Below are 24204 nucleotides of genomic sequence, written 5' to 3'. Positions count from 1 at the left end.
ATAGCTTATTTATTCTAGTCTGCTTTATCACTGGTCATCCTGTAATACTGCCATATTCTGAGGTCTTGCACCATAGCCTGCTGTTTCTCTGTGAGCTTATCAGTATAACCGTTCTTTGTTTTAAAGTTGTATCTGGTTATAACCGGAAGTTCCTTTCTCAATTCATTCAGGAAATCAAAATAAGGATCATATCCGTCATAACCTATTAATTGTAGAACAATTGCTCCGAGATAGTTGGCACTAATTGTATTATCCTCGGGCAAACCAAGGTTTCGGGCAGAACTTGCAAAATCTAAACTATTGCCTGCACTTTCATTTGCCCAAATAATATATGGTACTTCACGGCTGTTCATGGCCTGTTCAATTGTTCCACTTTCATTTATATCAATACCTGCTTCCTTGTACGCAAGGTAACTGTCTCCCAATGAAGGCTTGTGATCTCCGAAAAATACAAGGATAACAGGCTCCTGTCTATTTCTGAAGTAATCAGTGAGAGTTTTAAGCAGCTTGTCCTCATCCCTTACTCCCTCAAAATAATTTGATAAGAGGGTCTTGGCCTGAGGAGAAAGTTGTTTGTCTGTAGGCACTTCTTTGACCTTTAAGCCATTGTACTTGTTCGACGTATATGGCATATGGTTCTGAATAGTTACATTGTAATTAAATACCGGATTTTTTCCGGAGTCAGTATTTTTTTCGTACAGACTGATTATTTTTTTACCTGCTGCTTTATCTGATATCAACGAACCCTTTAAGTCCTCCGGCTTTTTGAATTGATCTATAAATGTCTGGTTTTCCACGCCAAGGAATCTATATACGTTTGCCCTGTTATAAAACCAACTGTCACCGGGATGCATAAAATATTTTTTATATGAATCACCGCCGAATAATCCGGCTATGGATTTTATATTCCTGTGAATAAGTCTGAAAGACGAAGTAGGTACTGTATTTAGGTTTAATGTCTGCATTCCCGTCATTACATCAAATTCGGTATTTGCTGTTCCGCCGCCGAAATTCGGCACTACCAGATGTCCCGACACCGAATTCTTTTCCTTACTTATAACCTTGAAATTTTTGAGAGGATCATCGTCAGAGCTAAACTTGAATGCTTTATCCAAGCTTATATCGGAAAAGGCTTCATTCATAACGATTATCACACTCGCCTTCACTTTCGGGATAGCTTTACTTTTTGTATATTTTTTAACCAGCTTTTCTGCAGCAGACTTACTGTAGTTTTCAGGTACTTCCATCTTATATGCGCTCATATTGTACAAAAAACAGTAATTGAAACCAACATCATTAAAGACACCTGCTACATACGCTTTCGACTTAGACGGCATTCTGTCGTATATTTTTCTGGAGCTATAGACATAGCTATTTGATAAAATTGCTATCCCCAAAATAGCAACACATCCTGCTATTTTGATGGGTACTTTGATCTTTTTAAACTTTATAAATACTCCTAAAACCAACATGGCTAAAGAAAAAAACAGTACTAACGAAATTAAAGTAACATCCAGCTTCATCTTTGTATCTGACATTATATTAGCCGCCTCAGCACCAAGAAACACATCCTGGGGTACAAAGGGATCGTCTCTGAAAATAATCTTAAAGCGGTTAATTAGAGATGCTACATGGAACACAGTCGAAACCAGTGAAACTGAAAAAAACACATTATTGAATACAAGGTAAAAAAACAATATGCCTGCAAAAACAGGAAACCCGTTAAGTATAAATAAAGAAGGATGTTTGAGTACATTAGCCGCTATAGTATGAAAATCATTTGGCTGAAGTAGAAAGCCAGTTACTGTTAAAAACACTGTAAAAACAGCTATTAAGAGAAAAGTCCAAATATATCCCAATTCAATCTTTTTTTTGGATTTAGCCGAAAATAAATTTACCATTATTAACTCCATTCCCGGAAAGCACAAATAAATACGTTATTCAACCTACCGTTCCACGTTTACCTATATTATTTTAGGTCTAATAATTGTCTTTGTAAATAGCCCCATTATTCCATAATTTTATTTACAAATCTGCAAGCTCTATATTACCACTTGCCAAACTTTTTTCAATATCAATAATACGTTGGTTTGCTGAACCTCTGAATTTAAGTAGAAGATCCTTTTGTTCCTGTATAAAGGGCCCGTCAACCAGTATTTTTGTATTATTAAGAAGTTCCATCCAGCCTTTTCTGTAGTTTGAATTCTCAATTAACTGTTCAAATGTGTACCCTGAATAAACCATAACGTTGAGTCCGAGTTCTTTAATTTCCTTTGCAAGGACCGCAAAAGTATCTGCCTGTTCGAAGGGCTCTCCACCGCTGAATGTGACTCCGTCCAAGAGTGGATTTTTACGTATTTTCTCCACTATTCCTTCAATCTCAATAAGTTCACCACCATCAAAGGAATGAGTTTGAGGATTGTGACAACCCTTACAATTATGTCGACAGCCTTGTGCAAAAATTACCATTCGTATTCCCGGGCCGTCAACAATAGATTCATTGATTATTCCTGATATTCTTATCTGTTTACTCATTTTTATCACCACAATAAATATGCCAAATGAACTGGCATTTGGCATATTTTACACTATTATTGAATTAATTACATATGTTTGACTCTGTCTCGTACCTCGGCTTTTTTAGCATCATTAAACCGATCAAGTGTTCCCACAAGATACCCGGTAATACGCCTGATCCTTTCAAAATGCCTATCGTCGTCTTCTTCTCTTCCACACCTAGGACATGTATCGCCTATTATTCCCGTATAACCGCATACAGGGTCTCTGTCAACAGGGTGGTTTATTGATCCGTAACCTATTCCTGACTCTTTCATTGCCCTTATTATCTTTTCAAAGGCCTCAAGATTGTTCAGCGGATCACCATCAACTTCAACATAGGTTATATGTCCTCCATTAGTTAACTCATGGTAAGGAGCTTCAGTTTTAATCTTGTCCATTGCATTTATCTTATAATAAACAGGCACATGGAAGCTGTTCGTATAGTATTCTTTATCTGTTACACCATCTATATTACCGAATACATTTTTATCATACTTTACAAATCTGCCGGACGTACCCTCTGCCGGAGTTGCAATAAGAGAAAAATTCATATTGTATTTCTCACTTGCTTCGTCCATCCTCTTTCTCATATAACCTACGATTTCAAGGCCAAGATTCTGTGCTTGTTCGGATTCGCCATGGTGTCTTCCGATTAATGCCTTGAGGCACTCTGCCAAGCCAATAAAGCCCATTGTAAGTGTTCCATGCTTTAATACTTCCCCAACTTCATCTTCCCAGTTGAGGTTTTCAGAATCAATCCATACGCCCTGTCCCATTAGGAAAGGAAAATTTTTAACCTTTTTCTTTGCTTGGATAAGATATCTTTCGTAAAGTTGGTCAGTTACCAAATCAATTTTCTTATCCAATTCTTCAAAGAAAATATTAAGATTCTTATTACTTCTGAGGGCTATTCTAGGTAAATTTATAGTTGTAAAACTCAGATTACCCCTACCGAATATTACTTCCCTGTCCGGATCGTATGTATTTCCGATAACTCTGGTTCTGCAACCCATGTATGCAATCTCCGTATTGGGCTCTCCATCCTTGTAATATCTTAGGTTATATGGAGCATCAATAAAGGAAAAGTTAGGGAACAATCTCTTTGCGCTGACACGGCAGGCCAGCTTGAAAAGATCATAGTTGGGGTCGCTTTCCTTATAGTTTATTCCGTCCTTCACCTTGAATATATGTATGGGAAATATGGGAGTTTCACCGTTTCCAAGGCCTTCTTCGGTAGCCAGTAAAAGATTTTTTACCACAAGCCTTCCTTCAGGAGAAGTGTCGGTTCCGTAATTTATGGAACTGAAAGGTGTTTGTGCTCCTGCTCTGCTATGCATTGTGTTAAGGTTATGAACAAATGCTTCCATTGCCTGATAAGTTATTCTGTCAGTCTCTTCTTCAGTTTTCTTTACTGCAAAAGTCTGAGCCTTTTCAAGCAAGGATTCGTCCGGAATATATTTCAACAGAATTTTCTTTTCTGCTTTAATATATGCTTCCATTCTATTTAATGCCGGCCTTATACCGAATTCTTTATATATTTCTTCACGGGCTTCTGCAATCTCATTTGAAAAATCATTTCCAATTAGTAATTCCAATGATTTTTTCAAATTCTGTTTATATCCCTTTTCAAAAGTCTTTGCAACGCCCATTGACATTCCATAATCAAAATTCGGAATACTCTGACCCCCATGCTGATCATTCTGATTTGACTGGATTGCAATACAAGCCAAAGCTGAATAGCTACTGATATCATTTGGTTCTCTCAGGTATCCATGTCCGGTACTGAAACCACCTCTGAACAGCTTCTGAATATCTATCTGACAGCAGGTAGTAGTCAATGTCAAAAAATCCAAGTCGTGTATATGTATATCTGCATTGTTATGTGCTTGTGCATGCTCCGGTTTAAGCACATACATTTCGTAGAATTGTTTTGCACCCTCCGAACCATATTTAAGCATTGTTCCCATAGCAGTATCACTGTCTATATTTGCGTTTTCACGTTTTAAGTCATTATCTTTTGCGTCTTTAAAGGTAAGCTCCTCATAAACCTTCATCAAGCGTGTGTTCATTTCACGTACCTTTGTTCTGTCGGCCCTGTACAAAATGAACTCCTTAGCTGTTTTTGCATGGCCTGTTTCAATTAACACTTTTTCTACTGCATCCTGTATTTCTTCAACACTGGGTACCCTTCTGTCAAGACTTGATTCAATGAAATCAACAACCCTTTCTGCCAATTCCATTGCCGTCCTGTAATCCTTACCTCCGGTAGCACTAGCTGCCTTAAAAATAGCATTAGCAATTTTTTCAATGTTAAATGGTACTTCTCTTCCGTCACGCTTTCTGATTTTGGTTATCATGTGGCTAGCCACCCTTCTCAAATTTTTTCTTTTGCAGTATATTAAATTATTTGCCTTTTGCCAAAAAGCAAAATATGCGCACAAATAAAAATGTGCAGATCAAATCGCACAATAAGTCTGACCACAAGCCAACCTGGCAGTAGCTTGGGACATTTGTTTACGCCGTTATGTCTAAATAATTTTATATTTTGAATATGTATATATTCATCACTTTTAACAATATGTTGGTGCAATTATACTATCACTCTCAAGATATTGTGTCAACAAGTTATTATTTTGATGTATCTAAATTTGAGACTGTATGCCTTAATTAAGATTTATTTTCTACCTTTATCGTTTTTTGTTTTGATTTTTGACTATTAAAGATTTTAGGTAAAAAATAGCAAATAAAATAAGCATAACAACCTCTATGCCGTAAAAATCCGACATACCTAAACCTGCTTAAAATAGGTTTTTACGGGTTATTATGCTTTTATTTGCTCTATTACTCCCGAACTACTATATGTCCAAACTTATATATCCAAACTGTTTAAAAGTTTTTTAAGTTCTACCAATTCTTCTTTTGTGAGTGTGACGCCCTTGCCCATCTTTTCGTGATCTGGAGACCAATCCCTGATATCATACTTTGGGTCTCGATCATTCCAGCTGACCAAATTCAGTTCCTTGTACCATCCTTTGCCTGACTCTGACAGGGTACCAATATTTTCGGTTATTTCAAACTTTATTTCAGCCATAAATAACAATCCTCCCAAAATTTATATTATACCAAGTCATCAAGTTTTTCGTCCTTAAAAGACCCTAACATTGCCGCACCTACTACAATACCTGCATTACCCATTTCAGCCATTTTAAATTCCGGAAGATTAAGCTCTTTTGAATATATTCTGTCTTTCAAAAGCTCAACCAATGGGTTTACAATCGCATTTCCTAGCTTACTTATAGGCCCTGCGATTATTACAACTTCAGGCATTAATATATTTACAATGTTTGTTAATCCCTCAGCAAAATACTCAACGAATTCAGAGCACAGTTTTTTGGCCTTTTCATCACCTGCCTTGGCAGCTTCGAATATTGTTAATTCAGTTATCTGTGCAACATTGTTCATAACCATTTTTCCTAAAATGGAATCCGGATTTTCTGCTGCCAGTTGTTTGGTTTGATTAATAAGTGAAGATCCCGACACATACTGCTCCCAACAACCTTTTCTGCCACAGCTGCACGGCCTTCCGTTATACTCTATAACCATATGACCGAACTCTGTCCCACCGAAGTTAAATCCGTTATATATACTTCCGTCAATAATAATTCCTCCGCCGATACCCACTCCTACTTTAATAGTAAGTGAACTTTCAGTACCGTATGCGGCACCAAGCAGATATTCAGCTATAGCTACACAGTTTGCATCATTTTCAACAAAAACAGGAAGGTTTATGTGCTTCTGAATCTCATTCCTGACATGGGCATTTGTGAAATTTAGCGAGTAGTTTTTTAAAACAATGCCCCTCTTATTATCGGTTACCCCGGGACATCCTACTCCTATATATTTTATATTTTTTATTTCAATATCCTCATCTGCAGTTATCTTTCTTATTAATGCACAAACATCCTTAATTATTTCTTGAAATTCTCTGTCTTTATTCGTGGGTACAGTATCTCTGCGAATTAATTTACCATTTTTATCAAGTATACCTGCAACGATATTTTTGACTCCCAATTCAATACCAATAGTATATTTCATTTAACACGCCTCATTTATATAATGATATTATTTATTTCTATATAACATGCTAATCAATCATATTTATGACTGTTAAGGACAAAATCATCGTCCCTTAATTGTAATGGCATAACTGATACAACTATATGCTTATGCTTTAAAAGTTCCTTTTCAACATAATATCTGGTATTGTTGTGCAGGAATCTATGCCACCATTTCTTAACTGCAAATTGTGGAAGTATAACCGTTATCATATCACCGTTCTGATAGTCATACTCAGCCGACTCAATAAATTTCAGCATCGGATCAACAACTTTTCTGAAAGGCGAATATTTGACAACTATAGGAATATCCATATTTAGTGCATTATATTTTTCTTTTATTTTTTTCGCATCTGCTTCATCAATGACCACACTAAAAGCAGTTATATTGTCCGATATTGTTTTTGCATATCGAAGGGCTCTCAGGCTTGACCTGTTAATACTTTCTATTGGAACAATAACTCTGTTCCTGTAAACAGCCTTATTTATATCAAAGTTAGCAATTTCTTCAGGCTTGAGCCTCAACTGTCTCATAACAGCTTCATAGTGCTTCTTTACCTTAAAAATTAACAATATAAGAATCGGAATAAGTATTACAACCAGCCATGCGCCTTCCCTGAACTTAGTAAAGGCAATGATTATAACAACAATACCCGATACAACTGCTCCTGTTCCGTTGATTATAGCTTTGTGCTTCCAGCCCTTTTCTTTACTCTTCTTCCACTTAATGAACATACCCGTTTGAGACAGTGTGAAGGAGATAAATACACCTATTGCATAAAGTCCTATCAACTTTGAAACATCTGCCTTAAATACAATCATTAAGGCGCTTGCAAGTACGGACAACAAAATTATTCCATTATCATAACTCAGTCTGTCACCTCTCATACTGAGCTGTCTTGGAGCATATCCGTCTTTTGCCATAATTGATATCAGCATCGGGAAACCCGAATAAGCCGTATTAGCTGCAAGAACAAGTATGATAAATGTAGTAGCAGTTATATAATAAAACATAAAATCAAACTTGGTATTGTGGAAAATTTCACCTGCTATCATTACGAGCATTGCATTACCATGAGAAGGATTAACATGGTATATATTTGCTATAATAGAACTTCCCCCGAATAAAACAAGAATAACCATGGACAAAAGAAACAGGACTCTTTTAGCATACTTTGTACTTGGATTCTTGAAGTTTGGTACTGCATTACTCACTGCCTCAACGCCTGTAACAGCCGCACAACCATTTGAGAAAGCAGTCAGCACCAACATTAGTGTCAAAGGTTTAACAATGTCAGGCATATCCTGTGCCGGTGGCGGAACATATCCTCCCGCTACCTTTGCGAAACCGGCAGCTATCATAACAACCATACCTATTATAAATGCATAAGCAGGAATACCAAAAACTCTCGAAGACTCTCTTATTCCTCTTAAATTACCTATCATAAGCAAAATTACCATGGCAACTGCTATGATAACCGAATAAGGCTTAAAGCCCTTAAACGCAGTTGTAAATTGTTCAACTCCTGAAGAAATACTTACTGCTACAGTCATTACATAGTCGACAGACAATGCAGCACCGGCTGTAACACCTGCAAGAATTCCCAGGTTCTCCTTAGCAACTACATATGCCCCGCCTCCATTTGGATAACTGTCAATAACCTGTCTGTATGACAACATCAGTATCATAAGCAGACATATAATTGCAATAGATATATACGACAACTGTCTGAATGCCAGCATACCCACAGCAGGTATCAAAACCATCAGAACTTCCTGACCCGCATAGGCTACCGACGAAATAGCATCGCTGGACAAAATCGGAAGACCCCAGAGAACTCCCATTTTTTGATCTTTCAATGCTTCATTTTTCAACGGTTTGCCGACCAATATTCTTCTTACTTTTTTAAACATAAATGCCCCACCATTTTAAGTTATTTAGTTTTTATTATTTGCTTTTTCTGCATTTTGTCGCAAGGAATATTATGGCAAAACGCTTATTGTATTCTAATACTTTTCTAAGCAATTTTCAATAGCAAATTTAATAAATAATATCCTGCTGCATAACATAGTATTATATACATTTTTTATAATTTAGCAACATTTTTCTACAACAAAAATGGGAATAGCTCCATTTAAGGAAACTATTCCCATAATCCTTAACTATTCTTAGTTTCTCAAGCTTTTTAAAAGATCATTAATTTCCTGAGATTGTTTCATAAGTTGATCCAGCTTTTGTTGCAATTCATCCAGCTTTTGTCTATCTAAACTTTGTGATTCATCCGCTGGAGGAGCCGTTGTATTGTCCTCGTCCTGCTGGTTTTGATTATTAGGTTCAGGTTTATCGGCAGGCTTTACATTGCCTCCAAACAGATTGTTTATGGCACTATCAAGGTTATCTCCTATACCATGCTTGAAATCTGCTCCCTGTTGGTATCCGACTACCACCCTTTTAACCTGTGGGATGGATGAAGCACTGTTTGCCTGTATATATATTGGTTCCACATATAAAATGCTGTTTTCTATAGGTATTACAAGAAGGCTTCCCTTGAATACCCTTGATCCACCCTGCCCCCACAGTGTCATATCCTCTGATATTTCACTAATTTGATTTATATTTACCTCAAACTGGTCAGGACCAAGAATATTAGTATTTTTAGGGAAGTTAAACAGTATCATTTTTCCATAGTTTGCCATATCATTACGAACTGCCAGCCATGATACCATGTTGTGCTTCTCCCCTGAAGGTGTGAAAGGCCTCATAAGAATAAGTTCCTCATTTTTGCCGATATCCCCGGGGAGTTTCACCATATTATAGTATGCATCAATATCCCTTGCACCGCTTTCGTTATTTGGATCAGGGTATTTTGCAATATTCCATTCGTCCTGTCCTGTATAGAAGATTGATATATTATCTTCCTTTTTGGGGTCTAGATGGTATTTCTTAAGTACCTCTGTTTGAAGCTTGAAAAGCGTTTCTGGATACCTTACATGGGATGCAAGGTCCTGAGGAAATTCATCTTTAGCAAAAAGTCCCGGATATACACTTTGATAAGCTTTTATTATAGGGTCTTCCTTGTCTATAACGTAATACTTCACTGTCCCGTCATAGGCATCAACGGTTATTTTTACGGAATTTCTTATATAATTGATACCGTTAAGTGCTTGAAGGTCATCGTCCTCAGATTGAGTATAATAATATTGTGAATACGGATAGTTGTTGGATATGCTATAAGCATCCAGAACCCATACAAGCTTTCCGTCAGCAGTTATGTTCAGTGCAGGGTCAGAATCAACTTTTAAAAATGGTATTCCTTTCTGGGCCCTCTCTACAACATTTCTATTGAGTAGAATTTTAGAGTTAGATGATATATTGCTGGAAACCAGAAGGTTAGTATCGGCATATTTTATTGAAAACAGTATCCTGTTCAATAGATTCATTTTGATTTTTTCATACTTGTTTCCTTGTTCATCAAAATAACTGAATGTCGTTCCATCATAGTCTATTTCTGAAAGCTTCCCGGCACTCTTTGGGTTTACTATTACGTAATTGTTTGTTAGCTGTCCGTAGTAAATCCTTGGCTCGGTAACCTTCAGGTTAACCTTGTCAACAGTATCCATTTTAAGTCCGCTTATTAAAAAATCTACCTGCCCCTGTGCTGTCAACTTATTTATAGGATTTACAACAACACCATAACCATGTGTATATTTAAAGGTTTTATTTACAAAGTTCTGATTCCTGAGATAATTCGAGTTTATTTCTCTGGCAGAAATCAGTACAGGTATTTCTTTACCGTTAACTGTGTAGTTTAAAATATCTCCGTTATGGAAGGTGTAAAAATTCGTATTACTCTGGAGCTGTTTGTTGCTGTTCAAAGTAGGTGTATAGTCAACTACACGTATATTGTCCACGGTGTTTCTGTTATTGTTTATTATTTCAGGGGTCAGTTCATCTATTTTGCTGAAATCGTAGGGTTGAATTTTATCCAGCCCAAAAGCCGTCCTGGTTTCAGTCATATTATTTTTCAAATATTTATCTTCAAATTCAATTTCATTTGGTCCTACAATAGCATTTTGTATTATTGTTGAAACTAAAGTAAGTAAAATAAATAATGCTGGGAAAGCTGCAATTACAACAGCTGACTTTTTTAACTTACCCTTCCACATGAAGAAACCTGTCAATAAAACAATTACAAGAACAATTACGGGAGCTATTGTATAGTACTTGATCCATATATTTGTATCAACGTAGCCAGCACCTGTTATATTCTTATTTGTAAAGTTTGAAAAAAGCAGCGATTCCCTTTGAAACTTGAAGGAAATAGTTTTAAGCACAAAGAATATTGCTATATTTATGAGATTGTGTCTTAAAATAGTTTTATCCTTGAGGTCTTTAGTAGATAGAGTGCTGTTTAAAGCTGCCATCAGGACAATTAAATAGTATGCAGCTGTATAAAATACAAGGAACAGCCACAAATTAGATATAAAATTAAACAGGGACATATAAAAAGGCCTCTGAAACATGTAATAGCCTATGTCCTGTCCGAATTGAGGATCTTTTATACCAAAATTTGCTGAATTGAGAAACAGAAGAGCCTTATTAAAAAAGAACTCCTTGGTGAGAAATGCTCCAATTATACCTATTACCAACGCAACAGGAGCATTAATCAATTTCCTCTGCTCAAGGTTATTGTTTGTAAAGTACTTTTTAAGATTTTTCCCCATCACTTTGTTTGTAATAAATACAAATAAAGTGATAAACACAAAACTTATTATAAAGAATACCGTCTTGTATAAGAGGTTTTTTGTATATACGGTAGTGTAATCAGCATTTGGGTTTAACTCCTTGAGCTGAATCAGCTCCATGTATATAGAGCTTCCTATTATTGCAGCAACTACTATTAGTGCAAAAACTATCAAAGCTGTAATTTTTCCTTTACGGCCTTTTCCGCTTTTTTGCCTCTTATCCTTTTCTTTGTAGTAATCGTATACTTCTTCCATTTATTCTTCTCCCTTCACATTCATTTTCTATGAAAACAAGGCTTCTACAAATTCCTCTGCGTCAAATTTCTGCAAGTCATCCAGCTGTTCTCCTACACCGATTAATTTTACAGGTATATCAAGCTCAGATTTTATGGCTACAACTATTCCTCCTTTAGCGGTTCCATCCAATTTTGTTAATACTATTCCAGTAATATCAGAAGTTTCGCTGAAAGTTTTGGCCTGTGATATGGCATTCTGACCTGTAGTTGCGTCAAGCACCAGAAGTGTTTCCTTGTCTGCTCCCGGAAGTTCCCTGTCAAGTACCCTTGAAACCTTTTTAAGCTCTTCCATAAGATTCTTTTTGGTGTGAAGCCTGCCTGCAGTATCGCATATCAAAAGGTCTGCATTTCTGGATTTTGCAGCCTGAACAGCATCAAATATAACAGCTGCCGGGTCCGAACCCTCCTTTTGCATTATTATCTCAGTACCAACTCTTTGTGCCCATACCTCCAGCTGATCAATGGCAGCAGCTCTGAAGGTATCTCCTGCTGCTAATAAAACTTTTTTACCCTGACTTTTATACAGATTTGCAATTTTGCCTATAGAGGTTGTTTTTCCAACTCCATTTACTCCTATTACTATAATGACAGACGGTTTTGTATTGAGCTTCATTTCATTACCGCCCTTTTCCAGTATCTCTTTAAGTGTCTCCTTGAGCAGGCCTTTTACCTCCTTTGGGTCGATTATCTTCCTTTCTTTAACTTTTTCCTTCAAGTCCTCTATAACCCGCATTGTTGTTTCAATTCCAATGTCAGAAGTAATCAATATCTCCTCAAGTTCATCAAAAAGTTCTTCGTCTACCTTTCCAAAAGATACAAGTACCTGGTCTATTTTTTCAGTTATACTTTTACGTGTTTTTTGAAGTCCTTCTTTAAGTTTATCAAAAAATCCCATTTGCAGCCTCCGTAAGATATTTTTATATTATAATGTACTCTCTTACTATATAAATGTCTTTTAAAAACAATTTTTATTTTTGTTTAACTTGCCATTTCACCCATTTTCATTGACACAACCTTGGATACACCATGCTCCTGCATGGTTACTCCATACATGGTATCAGCTGACTCCATTGTTCCCTTACGATGTGTAACCATTATAAACTGAGTGTTTTGAGAATATTTTTTCAGGTACTCTCCGAACCTGTATACATTTGCATCATCCAACGCAGCCTCTATCTCATCAAGTAGGCAGAATGGTGTAGGTTTCAGCCTTAGTATTGCAAATAACAATGCTATTGCTGTAAATGCACGTTCTCCACCCGATAATAGCATCATATTCTGGAGTTTCTTTCCCGGGGGCTGAACCTCAATTTCTATACCGCTTTCAAGAACATTGTCCTCATCAGAAATTATAAGTTCAGCTCTTCCTCCTCCGAACAGCTCCTTATATACTATTCCAAAGTTTTCATTTATAAGCTTGAACTGTTCAACAAACTGCTTTTTCATTACCTGCACCATCTCATATATGATTTTATGAAGCTTATCTTTAGCCTGCTCCATATCATTCTTCTGAACAGACATGAATTCAAAACGTTCTTTTGTCTTAATGTATTCATCTATGGACGATACGTTTACAGGACCAAGGGCCTTTATCTGCGCCCTGTATTCGGATATATTCCTTTGGGCTTCAGATATGTTTTCTATTTCTTTTTTAAGCTCAACAGCATTACTATAGGTAAGCTCATATTCATCCCACATTCTGTCCTGAATTGATTTCATTTCTGCTTCTGCTTTGGCTTTTTTTATGTCAATTCTGTTATATTCTTCGTGCAGGAGATGAATTGTCTTGTTGGTTGCATTTAATTTTTCAATAAAGTCGGTTGATTCTTCCTCCAACACTTTTTTCTCTTCAACCAGCCTGTCAATCTCCAAGGTTTTCCCTGTCTTTTCATCCTGAAGTTTTCTGGTTGAGTTGTCCAGACCGTTTATCTCCTGCTTTAATAATTCAATTTCAGTGTTTGCTTTGTTTATTTCTTCCTGTTTCCGTGTATGACTTCTGGTTAAAGCCTCTCTTTCTCCTTTTATTCTGTCAAGATTCTCTGTTACACTCTGTATACTCTCCGTTATTGAATTTACAGATATCTTAAAATCAGTTATCTCCTGATGTAAATCATCTCTAACTGTCTGATCTGCCTTGAATTTCTCCTGATGCTCAGCAATTATCGACTTTGTTTCGGATATGTCGGTTTCTATGGCTTCAAGCTCAGCCTCATATTTTTGCTGTTCCAATAATGTTTCCTGTTCCTGCTTTGCCATTTGATCCTTCTCATTTATAAGCATGCCGATTTTGGCGTCTGTCTTTTTTAAATTGTCCTCAATCATCTGCAGGTGATTCTCGTCTCTGGTTTTAATAAGCTCGTTATCCCTGAGCTTATTGTTATGCTCATTGAATTCAGTATCTATCTCCAACAACATTTGCCTAACATCGTTTATCTTAACACCATACTTAATTTCATCTTTTTTTAGTCCTTCTATTATGTTCTCCAATTCTGAAATTTCTCTGCTTCTACTTAGTATTCCGGAACTCCTATGGTCGCTGCTTCCTCCGGACATTGACCCGCTTGTGCTTAATATATCCCCTTCCAGAGTTACAATTCTAAAGGTATAGCCGAATTTTCTGGCTATGCTGATTCCACTATCCAAATTTTCTGTCACTACAACCCTGCCCAACAGGTTTAAAACTATTCCGTTGTATGCCGGATCGCTGGTTACAAGGTCTGAAGCAACACCACAAAAGCCCTGACAGTTTTCCAATCTGCGTAAAGTATTATCGTCAAGACGTTTTCCTTTTACAGATGTAATCGGCAGAAAGGTAGCTCTTCCCACCCTATTCCTTTTTAGGAATTCTATGGCTTTCTTTGCGGCATCTTCGGATGACGTAACTATATTCTGCAAGGCACTTCCAAGAGTCATTTCTATAGCTGTTTCATATTTCTTATCTACTTCTACCAACTGTGCAATTGTACCGTGTATCCCTTTGCCCAGGTCAGGTGATTGCTTGCAGGCTGTCATTACTTCCTTTACACTTCTGCTGTATCCCTCCATACTGTTTTCCATATCTTTAAGCATCTTGTGTCTGGAGGTTTTTACCTGTATATCGGTTCTTATAATCCCATGCTGTTTTTCCAGTTCAGACAGAGTTCCTTTGAGTTCTGTCTTCTCGTTATTCAATTCATTTATTTTTTCACTCGAATGTTTTATAAGAGTGGAAGTATTTCTTATACTCTCAATCAAGTCCTCTTTTTTCATATTGTCCTTGTCTTTTTCAAGCTTCAAGGAGTAAATTTCTGTGCCAATAGAGTTTTGCCTTTTTCTCATGTTTTCTATATGATTTTTTATATTGTTTATCTGAGTCCTTTTGTCAGATTGAATATCAAGCTTGTCCATAATACCGGATTTAAGCATTTCAATATGTCGTTCGCTTTCATCCAGAGTTGACAGAATCCCGTCAAGTTCAGACTGATATTTTTCAAGTTTTTTGGAAAAATCATTATACTGGCCATTTAAGTATTCTATTTTTTTCTGGCGGTTCTTCTCTTCTGTGTTTAATAATTCCAGTTTTGAGCTGATTTCTGAGGTTTCTTCGTTTAATCGAACAATGTTCCCGTCAAGGCTGTTTATTTTTTCATTTTTGAGCTTAACCTCAGAACTGTTCTTTTCAAGATTCGCTTCAATAATATAGAACTTCCCTCTTGCTTCTGTTATCTGCTCATCAAGATTTTTAAGGAGTTCAGTCTTTTGTTGATTTTGAGTAGTAATACTCCTCAGTCTTCTCTCTTCTGCCTCTATATTATCTCTTATATCTTTAAATTGGTTCTCATACTCTTTTATTTTTTCCTTTAACTTATCTATATTATTAAGGTAGACATTAACTTCAAGCTCTTTAAGGCTTTCACGTAAGGTAAGATATTTTTTGGCTGCCTCAGACTGTTCTCTTAAAGGCTCCAATTGAGACTCAAGTTCATTTATAATATCAGTTATGCGTACAAGGTTTTGCTCAGTAAGGTCAAGCTTCCTCTCTGCATCCTGTTTTCTTACTTTATATTTCATTATACCTGAGGCCTCTTCAAATATAAGCCTTCTGTCTTCCGATTTGGTACTCAGTATTTCATCAACTCTACCCTGTCCGATTATTGAATATCCGTCCCTGCCTATTCCTGTATCAAGAAACAGTTCATGTATATCTTTAAGACGACAGGATGTCTTATTTATGTAATATTCACTTTCTCCCGAACGGTATACTCTTCTTGTAATGGTTACTTCACTGTAGGACACCGGAAGATAATTATCGTCATTATCAATAGTCAACGATACCTCCGCAAAACCAACCGGCTTTCTGTGTTCAGTACCCGCAAAAATTACGTCCTCCATCTTGCTTCCTCTTAATGTTTTTGCACTCTGTTCACCGAGTACCCACCTAACAGCATCGCCGATATTGCTTTTTCCGCTGCCGTTTGGTCCTACAACTGCCGTTATACCGCTATTAAAATCAAGTGATATTTTATCTGCAAATGATTTAAATCCTTGTATTTCAAGTTTTCTTAAGTACATGCCGCACCCCTGTAATTGATTAAGCGTAGTAATTTTTCTTTTGTTTATGTCATATAAATATTAAGTCATTTCTATAAAAGAAATGACTTAATATTCAATAATTCTAGCATACTTTGTGATTTATTGGAAGGTTAACATTTTTATTTAATTTTCATAACTTTCCTTGCAATTGCTATTCCTGCTTTATAAAGTATACTTTCCATTTCCTTACTTACGGTTTTTAGTTCAGACCTTATACTTATTTTTTGGGGACAGTGGCTTTCACATTTTCCGCAGTCTTTACACTGGGAAGCATAGGAAGGCTGTGCTGCAACCGCTCCTAAGTTTCTGTAATATTGAAATCTTATTCCCTTATCCTTAATAAGATACTTATCGTTATAGTGGGAAAAACAACCGGGTATGTCAACTCCTGCAGGACATGGCATACAGTAACCACAAGCAGTACAAGGTATTTTTGTTCTTTCATGCAATATCCTTTTGACATTATCAAAGACAACAAGTTCTTCATCCGTAAGGGAATTGGCATGTGAATTCGAGGCTATTCTTATATTGTCCTCAACCTGAGCCTCATCACTCATTCCCGATAAAATCACATTTACTTGCGGATGATTCCAAATCCACCTCAAGGCCCATTCTGCCGGAGACCTGTCACGTTTGCATTCTGCGAATGCCTTTTTTACGTCTTCCGGCAGGTTTGTAACCAGTTTCCCTCCCCTTAACGGCTCCATGACAATTACAGGTATTCCCATCTCATTCGCAAGAATTAATCCGTCCTTTGTGGCCTGATTATTTTCATCCATGTAATTATATTGTATCTGACAGAATTCCCAGGGGTATGCCCTCAGAATCTGTTCGAATTCATTTTTAGCTCCGTGAAAGGAAAAACCAATATTTTTTATTGTACCTTTTGCTTTAAGCTCTTCCATCCACGTCAATACACCCATATCTGCAAGTCTGTCGAAGCCCGCTTTGTCTGTCAGCATGTGAAGCAGATAATAGTCAATATAGTCAGTTTGAAGGCGCTCCAATTGAGTATTGAATATTTTCTTTGCATTATCAAGATTTTTTACCATAAATGGGGGTAATTTTGTAGCTATTTTGACCCTTTCACGGTAGCCTCCGGTCAAAGCCTTTCCCAAGAGACTTTCACTTTTTCCTCCGTGATAAATATAAGCTGTATCGAAATAGTTTACACCTTTTTCTATAGCATTGTGTATCATCCCTATTGCTCTTGGTTCGTCAATTCCTCCTGCTCTGGTTGGAAACCTCATACACCCGAATCCCAGAATAGACAGTTCTTCTCCGTTTTTTTGATTTATTCTTGTTAACATGATGTATCTCCCTCAACTTTAACTTTCAACATAAATTCATATCCTTTCGGGGCATTTGAATTTGTATAATCAAAACAGGCTGTTCTACCCTGATGCTCAATTGAAAGCCATAAATGGCATAAAGCAATCCCCGTATCTATCTGATTCATTTTATTATAAATAGGAGCTTTCAATAAATTCAACTTTTCACGGCAAACAATGATTTCATTTGTATTACCGCTAAAATACCATGGCTGAGAGTTGGATGCCGACGGTGCAAGTCTGGCCGCTTCCAGCAATTGGTCTGCTCCGTTAATTGATGTTATTTCTGAAATGCCCTTCCGTTTAAATTCAGAATTATCAGCCCTGTGTAGCTTCTCCTGCGTATTGCCGAAGGCAAGCATAATAACAAATTCCAGACCGTTTTGTAAAGCCGGAACTTCTTTAGAAGGCTTTGCCATACCCAACCAGCAGCTTCCTAAGTTTACTGATGAAAGAAACAAGTCAACCTGCTGAAGCATGAAACCTGCATTCAATAAATACCCCTCTTTTTTTTCTGAGTAAATTAAAATATAATGCGGCGCCTTTATAGGCAGTATATTTTTTACTTTGTCATCGGTAAGAAAAGAAAATTCACACTTTATACTTGGTATCAGTTGCTTAACATTATCAGCAAAGTTCTTTATTTCTATTAGCTTTTGATCCGTCAGGGGTATCATATCATATTTTCTAATAGATTTTCTGGTAAAAATCGTTTTGTAGAGTTCTTCGTTAATCATACAACCTGCCTCCAATTTATTGAATAAATAAAAGTTCTATTCATCTGTATCCGTATAATTCAGCCTAAATTAGTATATTTATAGTTTTCAGTATATATTTCTGATTTTAGAGTGTCAATAAAAAAGGACTGTTATTTCCCGATTCAATTTACATAATATCTCAAAATGTAACCAAGTGAAAGAAAAGTGCATAAAATACTATGGAATTATTTTTTTAGAGGAGGAATTATGCAAAATTTTAATTGTAATGATTATATGCAAATGATGAATGTTCCCAGCCAATTTTCACCCATGATGGAGATGCCTCAAGATCAGCTACAGGCCATGTTCCCCAGATGCTACCATATTATAATGCCTGAAGTTGGACGTATGTGCGATAGAATGTGTGCACAATACGGACCCATGTTTAATCCAAGCCGTCAAATGATGGACTCCATGGTCGATGATATCGACAATAGGGTTGGTGCAGATGTTGATATGGACTATCAGGATTTTGAAGGGTGTGAAAACAGACAATTCGTATTCGATGGATTTGGCGGAGGCAGAAGACGTTTCAGACGCGATCTCATAACAATTCTCTTGCTTAGGGAATTATTAAGGAGAAGACGCCGTCCATTCTTTCCGTTTGGTTTCAGCGGTTTTTAATCAGTAATAAAGTTAATCTCTGCATCTATTAATACTACATTTTTTCACGAGCAAGACAGGTAGCCTTTAATTCACAAAGGCTGCCTGTTTTTTATATCGCAAATTTAACTTCGAATAATTGTGAAAACTGAGGTAAAAATAGAATATGTAGTGAGACACGATTCTGAGTAAAAAATAATCACTTAGGAGGAATAAATATGCAATTAGCTTCTCATGAAGTAAATGATCTTAGAGAACTAACTACAAGCTGTGTAAATTCAATTACAAACATGGCCTTATTTCTAAATTCAGTACAGGACAATGAACTAAAATCTTTGATTCAAAAGCATTTACCGTATCATATTAAAGATTACAATACAAAGGTGGAATACCTGAGCAGAACCTCCGGAGCAAAAACCGGCTTGCCTATTCCCCCAATAACAAATATTATTCAGAATTACACCAGTTCAGAAACCACCCCTGTTCCTGTTACTCCAAGAACTGATGTACAGGAACTGAATGACCGTGAAATTGCAACAGCCTACCTGCTTACACTAAAGCGTGCAGGTAGAGAATATGCCTGGGCTGCAATGGAAGTAAGTAATCCTGAAATCAGAATGTTCTTAGAAGACGCATTTAAAATGAGTTCACACCATGCGTATGATATATGGCAATGGATGGTTCAAAAAGGCTATTATCCCCTCGAAGCCGCTCCCGCTGAAACCATGGAGAAGCTTGGGAGTATGTATAACACAGTTGAACAGAGCACTTTTGAAACAGTACACTAATTACATTTTACAATAGCTTACAAAAGGTTAATAAAATATCCTTAAGTAAGCTATTTTTACTATATCTGTTTTTATTTATCACATTTTTCTAATAGAAAATAATATATTAGTATTAGCATATTATTTGGAGTACATGTATTATGAACTATAATTATATTCCGACAGGACAACATCAATTGCCTCCTCTACCATACTCTTATAATGCTCTTGAGCCGGTTATAAGTCAAAGAACATTACGAATTCACCATGATAAGCACCACAAAGCCTACGTAGACGGATTAAACAAAGCAGAAATCAGTCTTGCGGATGCAAGAAGGAAAAATGACTTTGAATATATAAAGTACTGGGCAAACGAGTTGGCGTTTAATGGGTCAGGGCATATTCTGCATAGTATTTTCTGGACTATTATGGCACCACCCGGTATGGGAGGGAATCCCGGTATGCAAACCATTAATTATATTAATAACTATTTTGGTAATTTTGGTGCCTTTAAGGAACAATTTACAAATGCAGCTGAAAAAGTGGAAGGTTCAGGATGGGCTATCCTTATTTGGCAGCCTGCATGGAGAAGACTTGAAATCCTTCAGGCTGAAAAGCACCAGAACCATACTCAATGGGGAGGTATCCCGATTTTGGTTTGTGATGTTTGGGAACATGCATATTACCTTGACTATCAGAACGAACGGAAAAAGTTTATAGATTCATGGTGGGGAATCGTAAACTGGAATGAGGTGGAAAACAGGCTGATTTTTGCCTCAAACGGTCAAATACCCTTAACTACAATAAATACAATGAGTTATAAAAACCCATAAAAAAAGGCCCGCTATATAAGCGAGCCTTTAATTTCAATAAACTGAATTATCGAGGTTGTATGTAGAATTTTATAGCTGTTCTTTCTTCTCCATCGATATTTACTTCAGCAAATGCAGGAACTGCCACAAGGTCAATTCCATTTGGTGCTACAAAACCTCTTGTTATTGCTATTGCCTTGACTGCCTGATTTACTGCTCCGGCTCCTACTGCCTGAATCTCTGCATAATTGTTGTCCCTCAAAACTGCAGCCAATGCTCCAGCAACTGATTTGGGTTGTGAATTAGCTGAAACCTTTAGTACTTCCATATTATACATCCTCCTAAAAAAATGCTTTAAAAAAAGCAAAAAAATAAAATATAATTGTATTTATATCTATTCTATATATTTCATCGAATTCCTGCTTTTTACATTTAAAATTTTTTAAAAAATTTTGTTTATTTATTTATGTTCCTATAATTTCGAATTTTTCGACATTAAGCTTCTCCATAATCTGAATATTTTTAAAATTAAACTCGTTTTTAAGTGTATTGATATTAACCCTTTTCTGCCCTATTACATTAGAAATATACCTAGGATTGCACTGTATAATTATTTCAGGTAATTTATCAAGTTTATTATTAATTATATATTGTTTAATTCTTTTAAGCGTAAGCCTTGATTCCACAAGCTGTCTGAAAGCAGGATGAAAAGGCCCTGCAACAACCTCTCCGGATTCGCTGATATTATCTGTGGGTTGCAGGCCTATTCTTATAACATTGATATTGTTTTGTTCATATATATCCAGCAGTTCGGCGGAAATATCCACCGCCTCTTCAATTGTAAGAGGCTGATATAGTCCATCGTTATACATCTTCTGCAAATAAGTATTCTCAATTACAAGTGTAGGATAAATGCGTACAATATCCGGGGACAGTTCCACCACCTTTTGGGCAGTTGCAATTGCCTTTAATCTGGTATCCCCGGGAAGTCCTATCATTGTTTGAACACCAAGCGAAAAGCCTCTGTCCTTAATCATTTTTGCAGAATTTTTTACTTCTTCAATGCCATGTCCTCTGTTGGTGCATTTCAAAACATCGTAATCCAGGCTCTGAACGCCTAATTCTATAGTTTTTACACCGTATATTTCAAGTAAATCCAAAATCGTTGAACTTATATAGTCAGGTCTGGTTGAAAGCCTTATTTGATTTACTTTTCCGTCCTTAATGTAGCTATATCCAATCTTGAGATACCATTCCTGCTCTTTTAGTGATATCCCTGTAAAACTGCCGCCGTAAAAACCTATTTCTACAAAAGCATTACCGCTGGTTTCCAAGTGACTTTCAATGGTACGGCGGATATCTTCTTCACTGGCCTCATTTGTTTGGCCGCTAATAATTTTCTGGTTGCAGAAGATACAATCAAATGGGCAACCTTTGTGTGGTACGAAAATGGGAATTACTATATGCTTCTTAATTTGCAAACACTCCTTAGCCTTATTTAGTTTTTAGATTATTCAAGGCATCTTTTGCTGCATTTTGTTCAGCTTCTTTTTTAGAGTGTCCTTTTCCCTGCCCTTGAGTAGCACCATTTATCTTTACTTCCGTAATAAATGTCTTATTATGGTCAGGGCCAAATTGGTCGGTAACACTATAAGAAATTTGTTGTTCGCCGTTTTGTTGAACTAATTCCTGCAGCTGCGTCTTATAATCGTAAAAAAGTTTTCCTTCAATACATGACTTTATGATTTTATCCATGTATTTGTATACAAATGCTTTGGCGGTTTCAAACCCTCCGTCAATATATAATGCTCCTATCAGTGCCTCAAATGCATCTGAAAGCAAAGAAATTTTCTCTCTCCCTCCTGACAGTTCTTCCCCTTTTCCAAGTAAAAGATACTTTCCTAGGCTTATGTCAGTGGCACATTGGGATAATGAATTTTCACATACAATTTTAGCTCTGGTTACGGATAACTCTCCTTCCGGAAGGTTTGGCCTTTTTTGGAACAAATATTCGCTTATTGTAAGACCTAAAACTGAATCTCCCAAAAATTCAAGTCTCTCGTTATATTTTAACTTTTTTGCCTTCTTTTCATTTGCATATGAGCTGTGAGTAATAGCAGCAAATATAATGTCTTTGTTCTTAAAATTGTGTCCTATTATATTTTCAAGCTCAGAAATTCTATTATCATAATCGGTTTGTTCCATTATAGTCCTCCAATAACGCTCAAATCTTAATTCAATTTATCAAATAATTAGTCATATTCAAAAAAATAACAGGAGGGAAAAACCCCACCTGTTATTTTACACTTTTATATTAATATCATCAACACTTTGTAATTATTCATATTTCTTTAAACAGATTGTTGCATTGTGACCGCCAAAGCCAAGTGCATTTGAAAGTGCATATTTAATGTCACCTTCTCTTCCCTTATTTGGTACACAATCAATATCACATTCAGGATCCTGGTTTTGAACATTTATTGTTGGTGGCAGGAAGCTGTCGTGAATAGCCATTGCTGTAACTATTGCTTCAATCGCACCTGCTGCACCCAATAAGTGTCCTGTCATTGACTTGGTTGAACTCATTGCAAGATTAGCGGCATGATGGCCAAATACTGTTTTTACAACATTTACTTCTCCTGGATCATTTAAAGGAGTAGAAGTTCCATGAGCATTGATGTAGCTAACTTCTTCAGGCTTTATGCCTGCATCATTAATTGCCATCTGCATACTCTTTATACCGCCTAATCCTTCCGGATGAGGAGCAGTTATATGGTAAGCGTCACAAGTACATCCGTATCCAACAACTTCTGCCAGTATGTTTGCCCCTCTATTAAGTGCATGTTCAAGTTCTTCCAGTACTAAAACTCCGGCACCTTCGCCCATAACAAACCCGTCTCTGTCCTTGTCAAAAGGTCTTGAGGCTGTTGCAGGATCAGGGTTTTTACTCATTGCTCCCATATTACAGAAGCCTGCAAAACTGATAGATGTCAAAGATGCTTCTGCACCGCCGGTCAGCATTAAATCAGCATCTCCACGCTGTATAACCTTGAATGAATCACCTATAGCATTATTAGACGTTGCACAAGCTGTTACAACACATTCATTGAAACCCATGAATCCGTATTGAATAGCTATACGTCCGGAAGCCATATTTGAGATCATCATCGGTATAAAAAACGGACTAACTCTTCCCGGTCCTTTGCTAAGAAGAACGCTGTGCTGTTCTTCGAACGTTTCTATTCCGCCAATTCCGGAGCCAACAATAACACCGCATCTATCTTTATTCAAAGAATCCAAATCAAGATTTGCATTTTCTACCGCCATTTTTGAAGCAGCCATAGCAAACTGATTGTATCTATCCATTCTTCTGGCTTCTTTTTTATCAATAAATAAAGTAGGATCAAAATCCTTAATCTCAGCACCAACCTTTGTTGACATTTCTGAAACATCAATTCTGGTTATTTCACTGATACCGTTTCTTCCCTCTTTTATTGAACCCCAAAATTGATCCAATCCAAAACCAAGTGAAGATACTACCCCAGCCCCTGTTATAACTACACGTCTTTTCATTTTCATAAACCTCCAAAAGGTGAATTTTTAAAATATACAAAGATCTGAAATTTTAGATTATATATCAAAACG

18 protein-coding genes are annotated in these 24204 nt (G+C 36.6%); 3 read left to right on the top strand and 15 right to left on the bottom strand.

All coding sequences use genetic code 11. From position 1 onward, the window contains the following. Positions 1–14 precede the first annotated feature (14 nt). The 11 genes from CLO1100_RS08595 to CLO1100_RS08545 form a co-directional block, all read right to left on the bottom strand. Positions 15–1901, bottom strand: coding sequence for a sulfatase-like hydrolase/transferase (locus CLO1100_RS08595; protein WP_014313366.1), 1887 nt, complete (start codon positions 1899–1901; stop codon positions 15–17). A 124-nt stretch (positions 1902–2025) separates the two neighbouring features. Further along, entirely contained in the window at positions 2026–2535 is a 510-nt protein-coding gene (nrdG, locus tag CLO1100_RS08590) for an anaerobic ribonucleoside-triphosphate reductase activating protein (RefSeq protein ID WP_187288916.1), read from the bottom strand. A gap of 68 nt (positions 2536–2603) precedes the next feature. Beyond that, a complete protein-coding gene (locus CLO1100_RS08585; protein WP_014313364.1) occupies positions 2604–4916 on the bottom strand; it encodes an anaerobic ribonucleoside triphosphate reductase in 2313 nt (770 codons plus the stop codon). A 512-nt stretch (positions 4917–5428) separates the two neighbouring features. Beyond that, positions 5429–5650 carry a YdbC family protein gene (locus CLO1100_RS08580; RefSeq protein WP_014313362.1) on the bottom strand — a complete coding sequence of 74 codons (222 nt, stop codon included), beginning with the start codon at positions 5648–5650 and terminating at the stop codon, positions 5429–5431. Between the two features lie 26 nt (positions 5651–5676). After that, positions 5677–6654 carry an ROK family protein gene (locus tag CLO1100_RS08575; RefSeq protein WP_014313361.1) on the bottom strand — a complete coding sequence of 326 codons (978 nt, stop codon included), beginning with the start codon at positions 6652–6654 and terminating at the stop codon, positions 5677–5679. Between the two features lie 53 nt (positions 6655–6707). Next, on the bottom strand, positions 6708–8588 hold the full coding sequence (locus tag CLO1100_RS08570) for an APC family permease (RefSeq protein WP_014313360.1): 1881 nt from the start codon (positions 8586–8588) through the stop codon (positions 6708–6710). A gap of 255 nt (positions 8589–8843) precedes the next feature. Beyond that, positions 8844–11675 (bottom strand): UPF0182 family protein, encoded by a 2832-nt coding sequence (locus CLO1100_RS08565; protein WP_014313359.1) that lies wholly within the window; start codon positions 11673–11675, stop codon positions 8844–8846. A 27-nt stretch (positions 11676–11702) separates the two neighbouring features. Next, positions 11703–12611 carry a signal recognition particle-docking protein FtsY gene (ftsY, locus tag CLO1100_RS08560; protein WP_014313358.1) on the bottom strand — a complete coding sequence of 303 codons (909 nt, stop codon included), beginning with the start codon at positions 12609–12611 and terminating at the stop codon, positions 11703–11705. Between the two features lie 83 nt (positions 12612–12694). Further along, the gene (smc, locus tag CLO1100_RS08555; protein WP_014313357.1) at positions 12695–16267 is read right to left on the bottom strand and encodes a chromosome segregation protein SMC; all 3573 of its coding nucleotides are present in this window, start codon (positions 16265–16267) and stop codon (positions 12695–12697) included. Positions 16268–16407: 140 nt separating this feature from the next. After that, entirely contained in the window at positions 16408–17598 is a 1191-nt protein-coding gene (locus CLO1100_RS08550; RefSeq protein ID WP_014313356.1) for an aldo/keto reductase, read from the bottom strand. Beyond that, on the bottom strand, positions 17592–18356 hold the full coding sequence (locus CLO1100_RS08545; protein ID WP_014313355.1) for a nitroreductase family protein: 765 nt from the start codon (positions 18354–18356) through the stop codon (positions 17592–17594). Before CLO1100_RS08545 ends, CLO1100_RS08550 begins: the two co-directional genes overlap by 7 nt. Before the next feature lie 228 nt (positions 18357–18584). Between CLO1100_RS08545 and CLO1100_RS08540 the strand changes: the two genes are divergently transcribed. The 3 genes from CLO1100_RS08540 to CLO1100_RS08530 all read left to right on the top strand — a co-directional run bounded on the left by CLO1100_RS08540 (position 18585) and on the right by CLO1100_RS08530 (position 20580). Next, positions 18585–19001: a hypothetical protein gene (locus CLO1100_RS08540; protein WP_014313354.1), complete on the top strand. Its 417-nt coding sequence runs from the start codon at positions 18585–18587 to the stop codon at positions 18999–19001. A gap of 197 nt (positions 19002–19198) precedes the next feature. After that, positions 19199–19768 carry a spore coat protein gene (locus tag CLO1100_RS08535; protein WP_014313353.1) on the top strand — a complete coding sequence of 190 codons (570 nt, stop codon included), beginning with the start codon at positions 19199–19201 and terminating at the stop codon, positions 19766–19768. 140 nt (positions 19769–19908) lie between these two features. Then, positions 19909–20580, top strand: a complete 672-nt coding sequence (locus tag CLO1100_RS08530) for a superoxide dismutase (protein WP_014313352.1) — start codon at positions 19909–19911, stop codon at positions 20578–20580. 46 nt (positions 20581–20626) lie between these two features. Here CLO1100_RS08530 and CLO1100_RS08525 read toward each other — a convergent pair whose 3' ends face one another. The 4 genes from CLO1100_RS08525 to fabF all read right to left on the bottom strand — a co-directional run bounded on the left by CLO1100_RS08525 (position 20627) and on the right by fabF (position 24132). After that, positions 20627–20887, bottom strand: coding sequence for a stage V sporulation protein S (locus CLO1100_RS08525; RefSeq protein WP_004620400.1), 261 nt, complete (start codon positions 20885–20887; stop codon positions 20627–20629). Between the two features lie 136 nt (positions 20888–21023). Next, on the bottom strand, positions 21024–22040 hold the full coding sequence (locus tag CLO1100_RS08520) for a radical SAM protein (RefSeq protein ID WP_014313351.1): 1017 nt from the start codon (positions 22038–22040) through the stop codon (positions 21024–21026). A 13-nt stretch (positions 22041–22053) separates the two neighbouring features. Continuing rightward, on the bottom strand, positions 22054–22764 hold the full coding sequence (gene rnc, locus CLO1100_RS08515) for a ribonuclease III (RefSeq protein WP_014313350.1): 711 nt from the start codon (positions 22762–22764) through the stop codon (positions 22054–22056). Between the two features lie 132 nt (positions 22765–22896). Next, entirely contained in the window at positions 22897–24132 is a 1236-nt protein-coding gene (gene fabF / locus CLO1100_RS08510) for a beta-ketoacyl-ACP synthase II (protein ID WP_014313349.1), read from the bottom strand. Positions 24133–24204 lie beyond the last annotated feature (72 nt).

This window comes from Clostridium sp. BNL1100 (assembly GCF_000244875.1).
In the GTDB taxonomy this organism is placed as follows: Bacteria; Bacillota; Clostridia; order Acetivibrionales; family DSM-1351; genus Ruminiclostridium.
Note: the sequence above shows the minus strand (reverse complement) of the source record. Positions and strands in the feature narration are given on the sequence as shown.

Coding starts and splice junctions, on each gene's coding strand:
- CLO1100_RS08595 (WP_014313366.1), bottom strand. CDS start 1,901: ATGGTAAATTTATTTTCGGCTAAATCCAAAAAAAAGATTGAATTGGGA.
- nrdG (WP_187288916.1), bottom strand. CDS start 2,535: ATGAGTAAACAGATAAGAATATCAGGAATAATCAATGAATCTATTGTT.
- CLO1100_RS08585 (WP_014313364.1), bottom strand. CDS start 4,916: ATGATAACCAAAATCAGAAAGCGTGACGGAAGAGAAGTACCATTTAAC.
- CLO1100_RS08580 (WP_014313362.1), bottom strand. CDS start 5,650: ATGGCTGAAATAAAGTTTGAAATAACCGAAAATATTGGTACCCTGTCA.
- CLO1100_RS08575 (WP_014313361.1), bottom strand. CDS start 6,654: ATGAAATATACTATTGGTATTGAATTGGGAGTCAAAAATATCGTTGCA.
- CLO1100_RS08570 (WP_014313360.1), bottom strand. CDS start 8,588: ATGTTTAAAAAAGTAAGAAGAATATTGGTCGGCAAACCGTTGAAAAAT.
- CLO1100_RS08565 (WP_014313359.1), bottom strand. CDS start 11,675: ATGGAAGAAGTATACGATTACTACAAAGAAAAGGATAAGAGGCAAAAA.
- ftsY (WP_014313358.1), bottom strand. CDS start 12,611: ATGGGATTTTTTGATAAACTTAAAGAAGGACTTCAAAAAACACGTAAA.
- smc (WP_014313357.1), bottom strand. CDS start 16,267: ATGTACTTAAGAAAACTTGAAATACAAGGATTTAAATCATTTGCAGAT.
- CLO1100_RS08550 (WP_014313356.1), bottom strand. CDS start 17,598: ATGTTAACAAGAATAAATCAAAAAAACGGAGAAGAACTGTCTATTCTG.
- CLO1100_RS08545 (WP_014313355.1), bottom strand. CDS start 18,356: ATGATTAACGAAGAACTCTACAAAACGATTTTTACCAGAAAATCTATT.
- CLO1100_RS08540 (WP_014313354.1), top strand. CDS start 18,585: ATGCAAAATTTTAATTGTAATGATTATATGCAAATGATGAATGTTCCC.
- CLO1100_RS08535 (WP_014313353.1), top strand. CDS start 19,199: ATGCAATTAGCTTCTCATGAAGTAAATGATCTTAGAGAACTAACTACA.
- CLO1100_RS08530 (WP_014313352.1), top strand. CDS start 19,909: ATGAACTATAATTATATTCCGACAGGACAACATCAATTGCCTCCTCTA.
- CLO1100_RS08525 (WP_004620400.1), bottom strand. CDS start 20,887: ATGGAAGTACTAAAGGTTTCAGCTAATTCACAACCCAAATCAGTTGCT.
- rnc (WP_014313350.1), bottom strand. CDS start 22,764: ATGGAACAAACCGATTATGATAATAGAATTTCTGAGCTTGAAAATATA.
- fabF (WP_014313349.1), bottom strand. CDS start 24,132: ATGAAAAGACGTGTAGTTATAACAGGGGCTGGGGTAGTATCTTCACTT.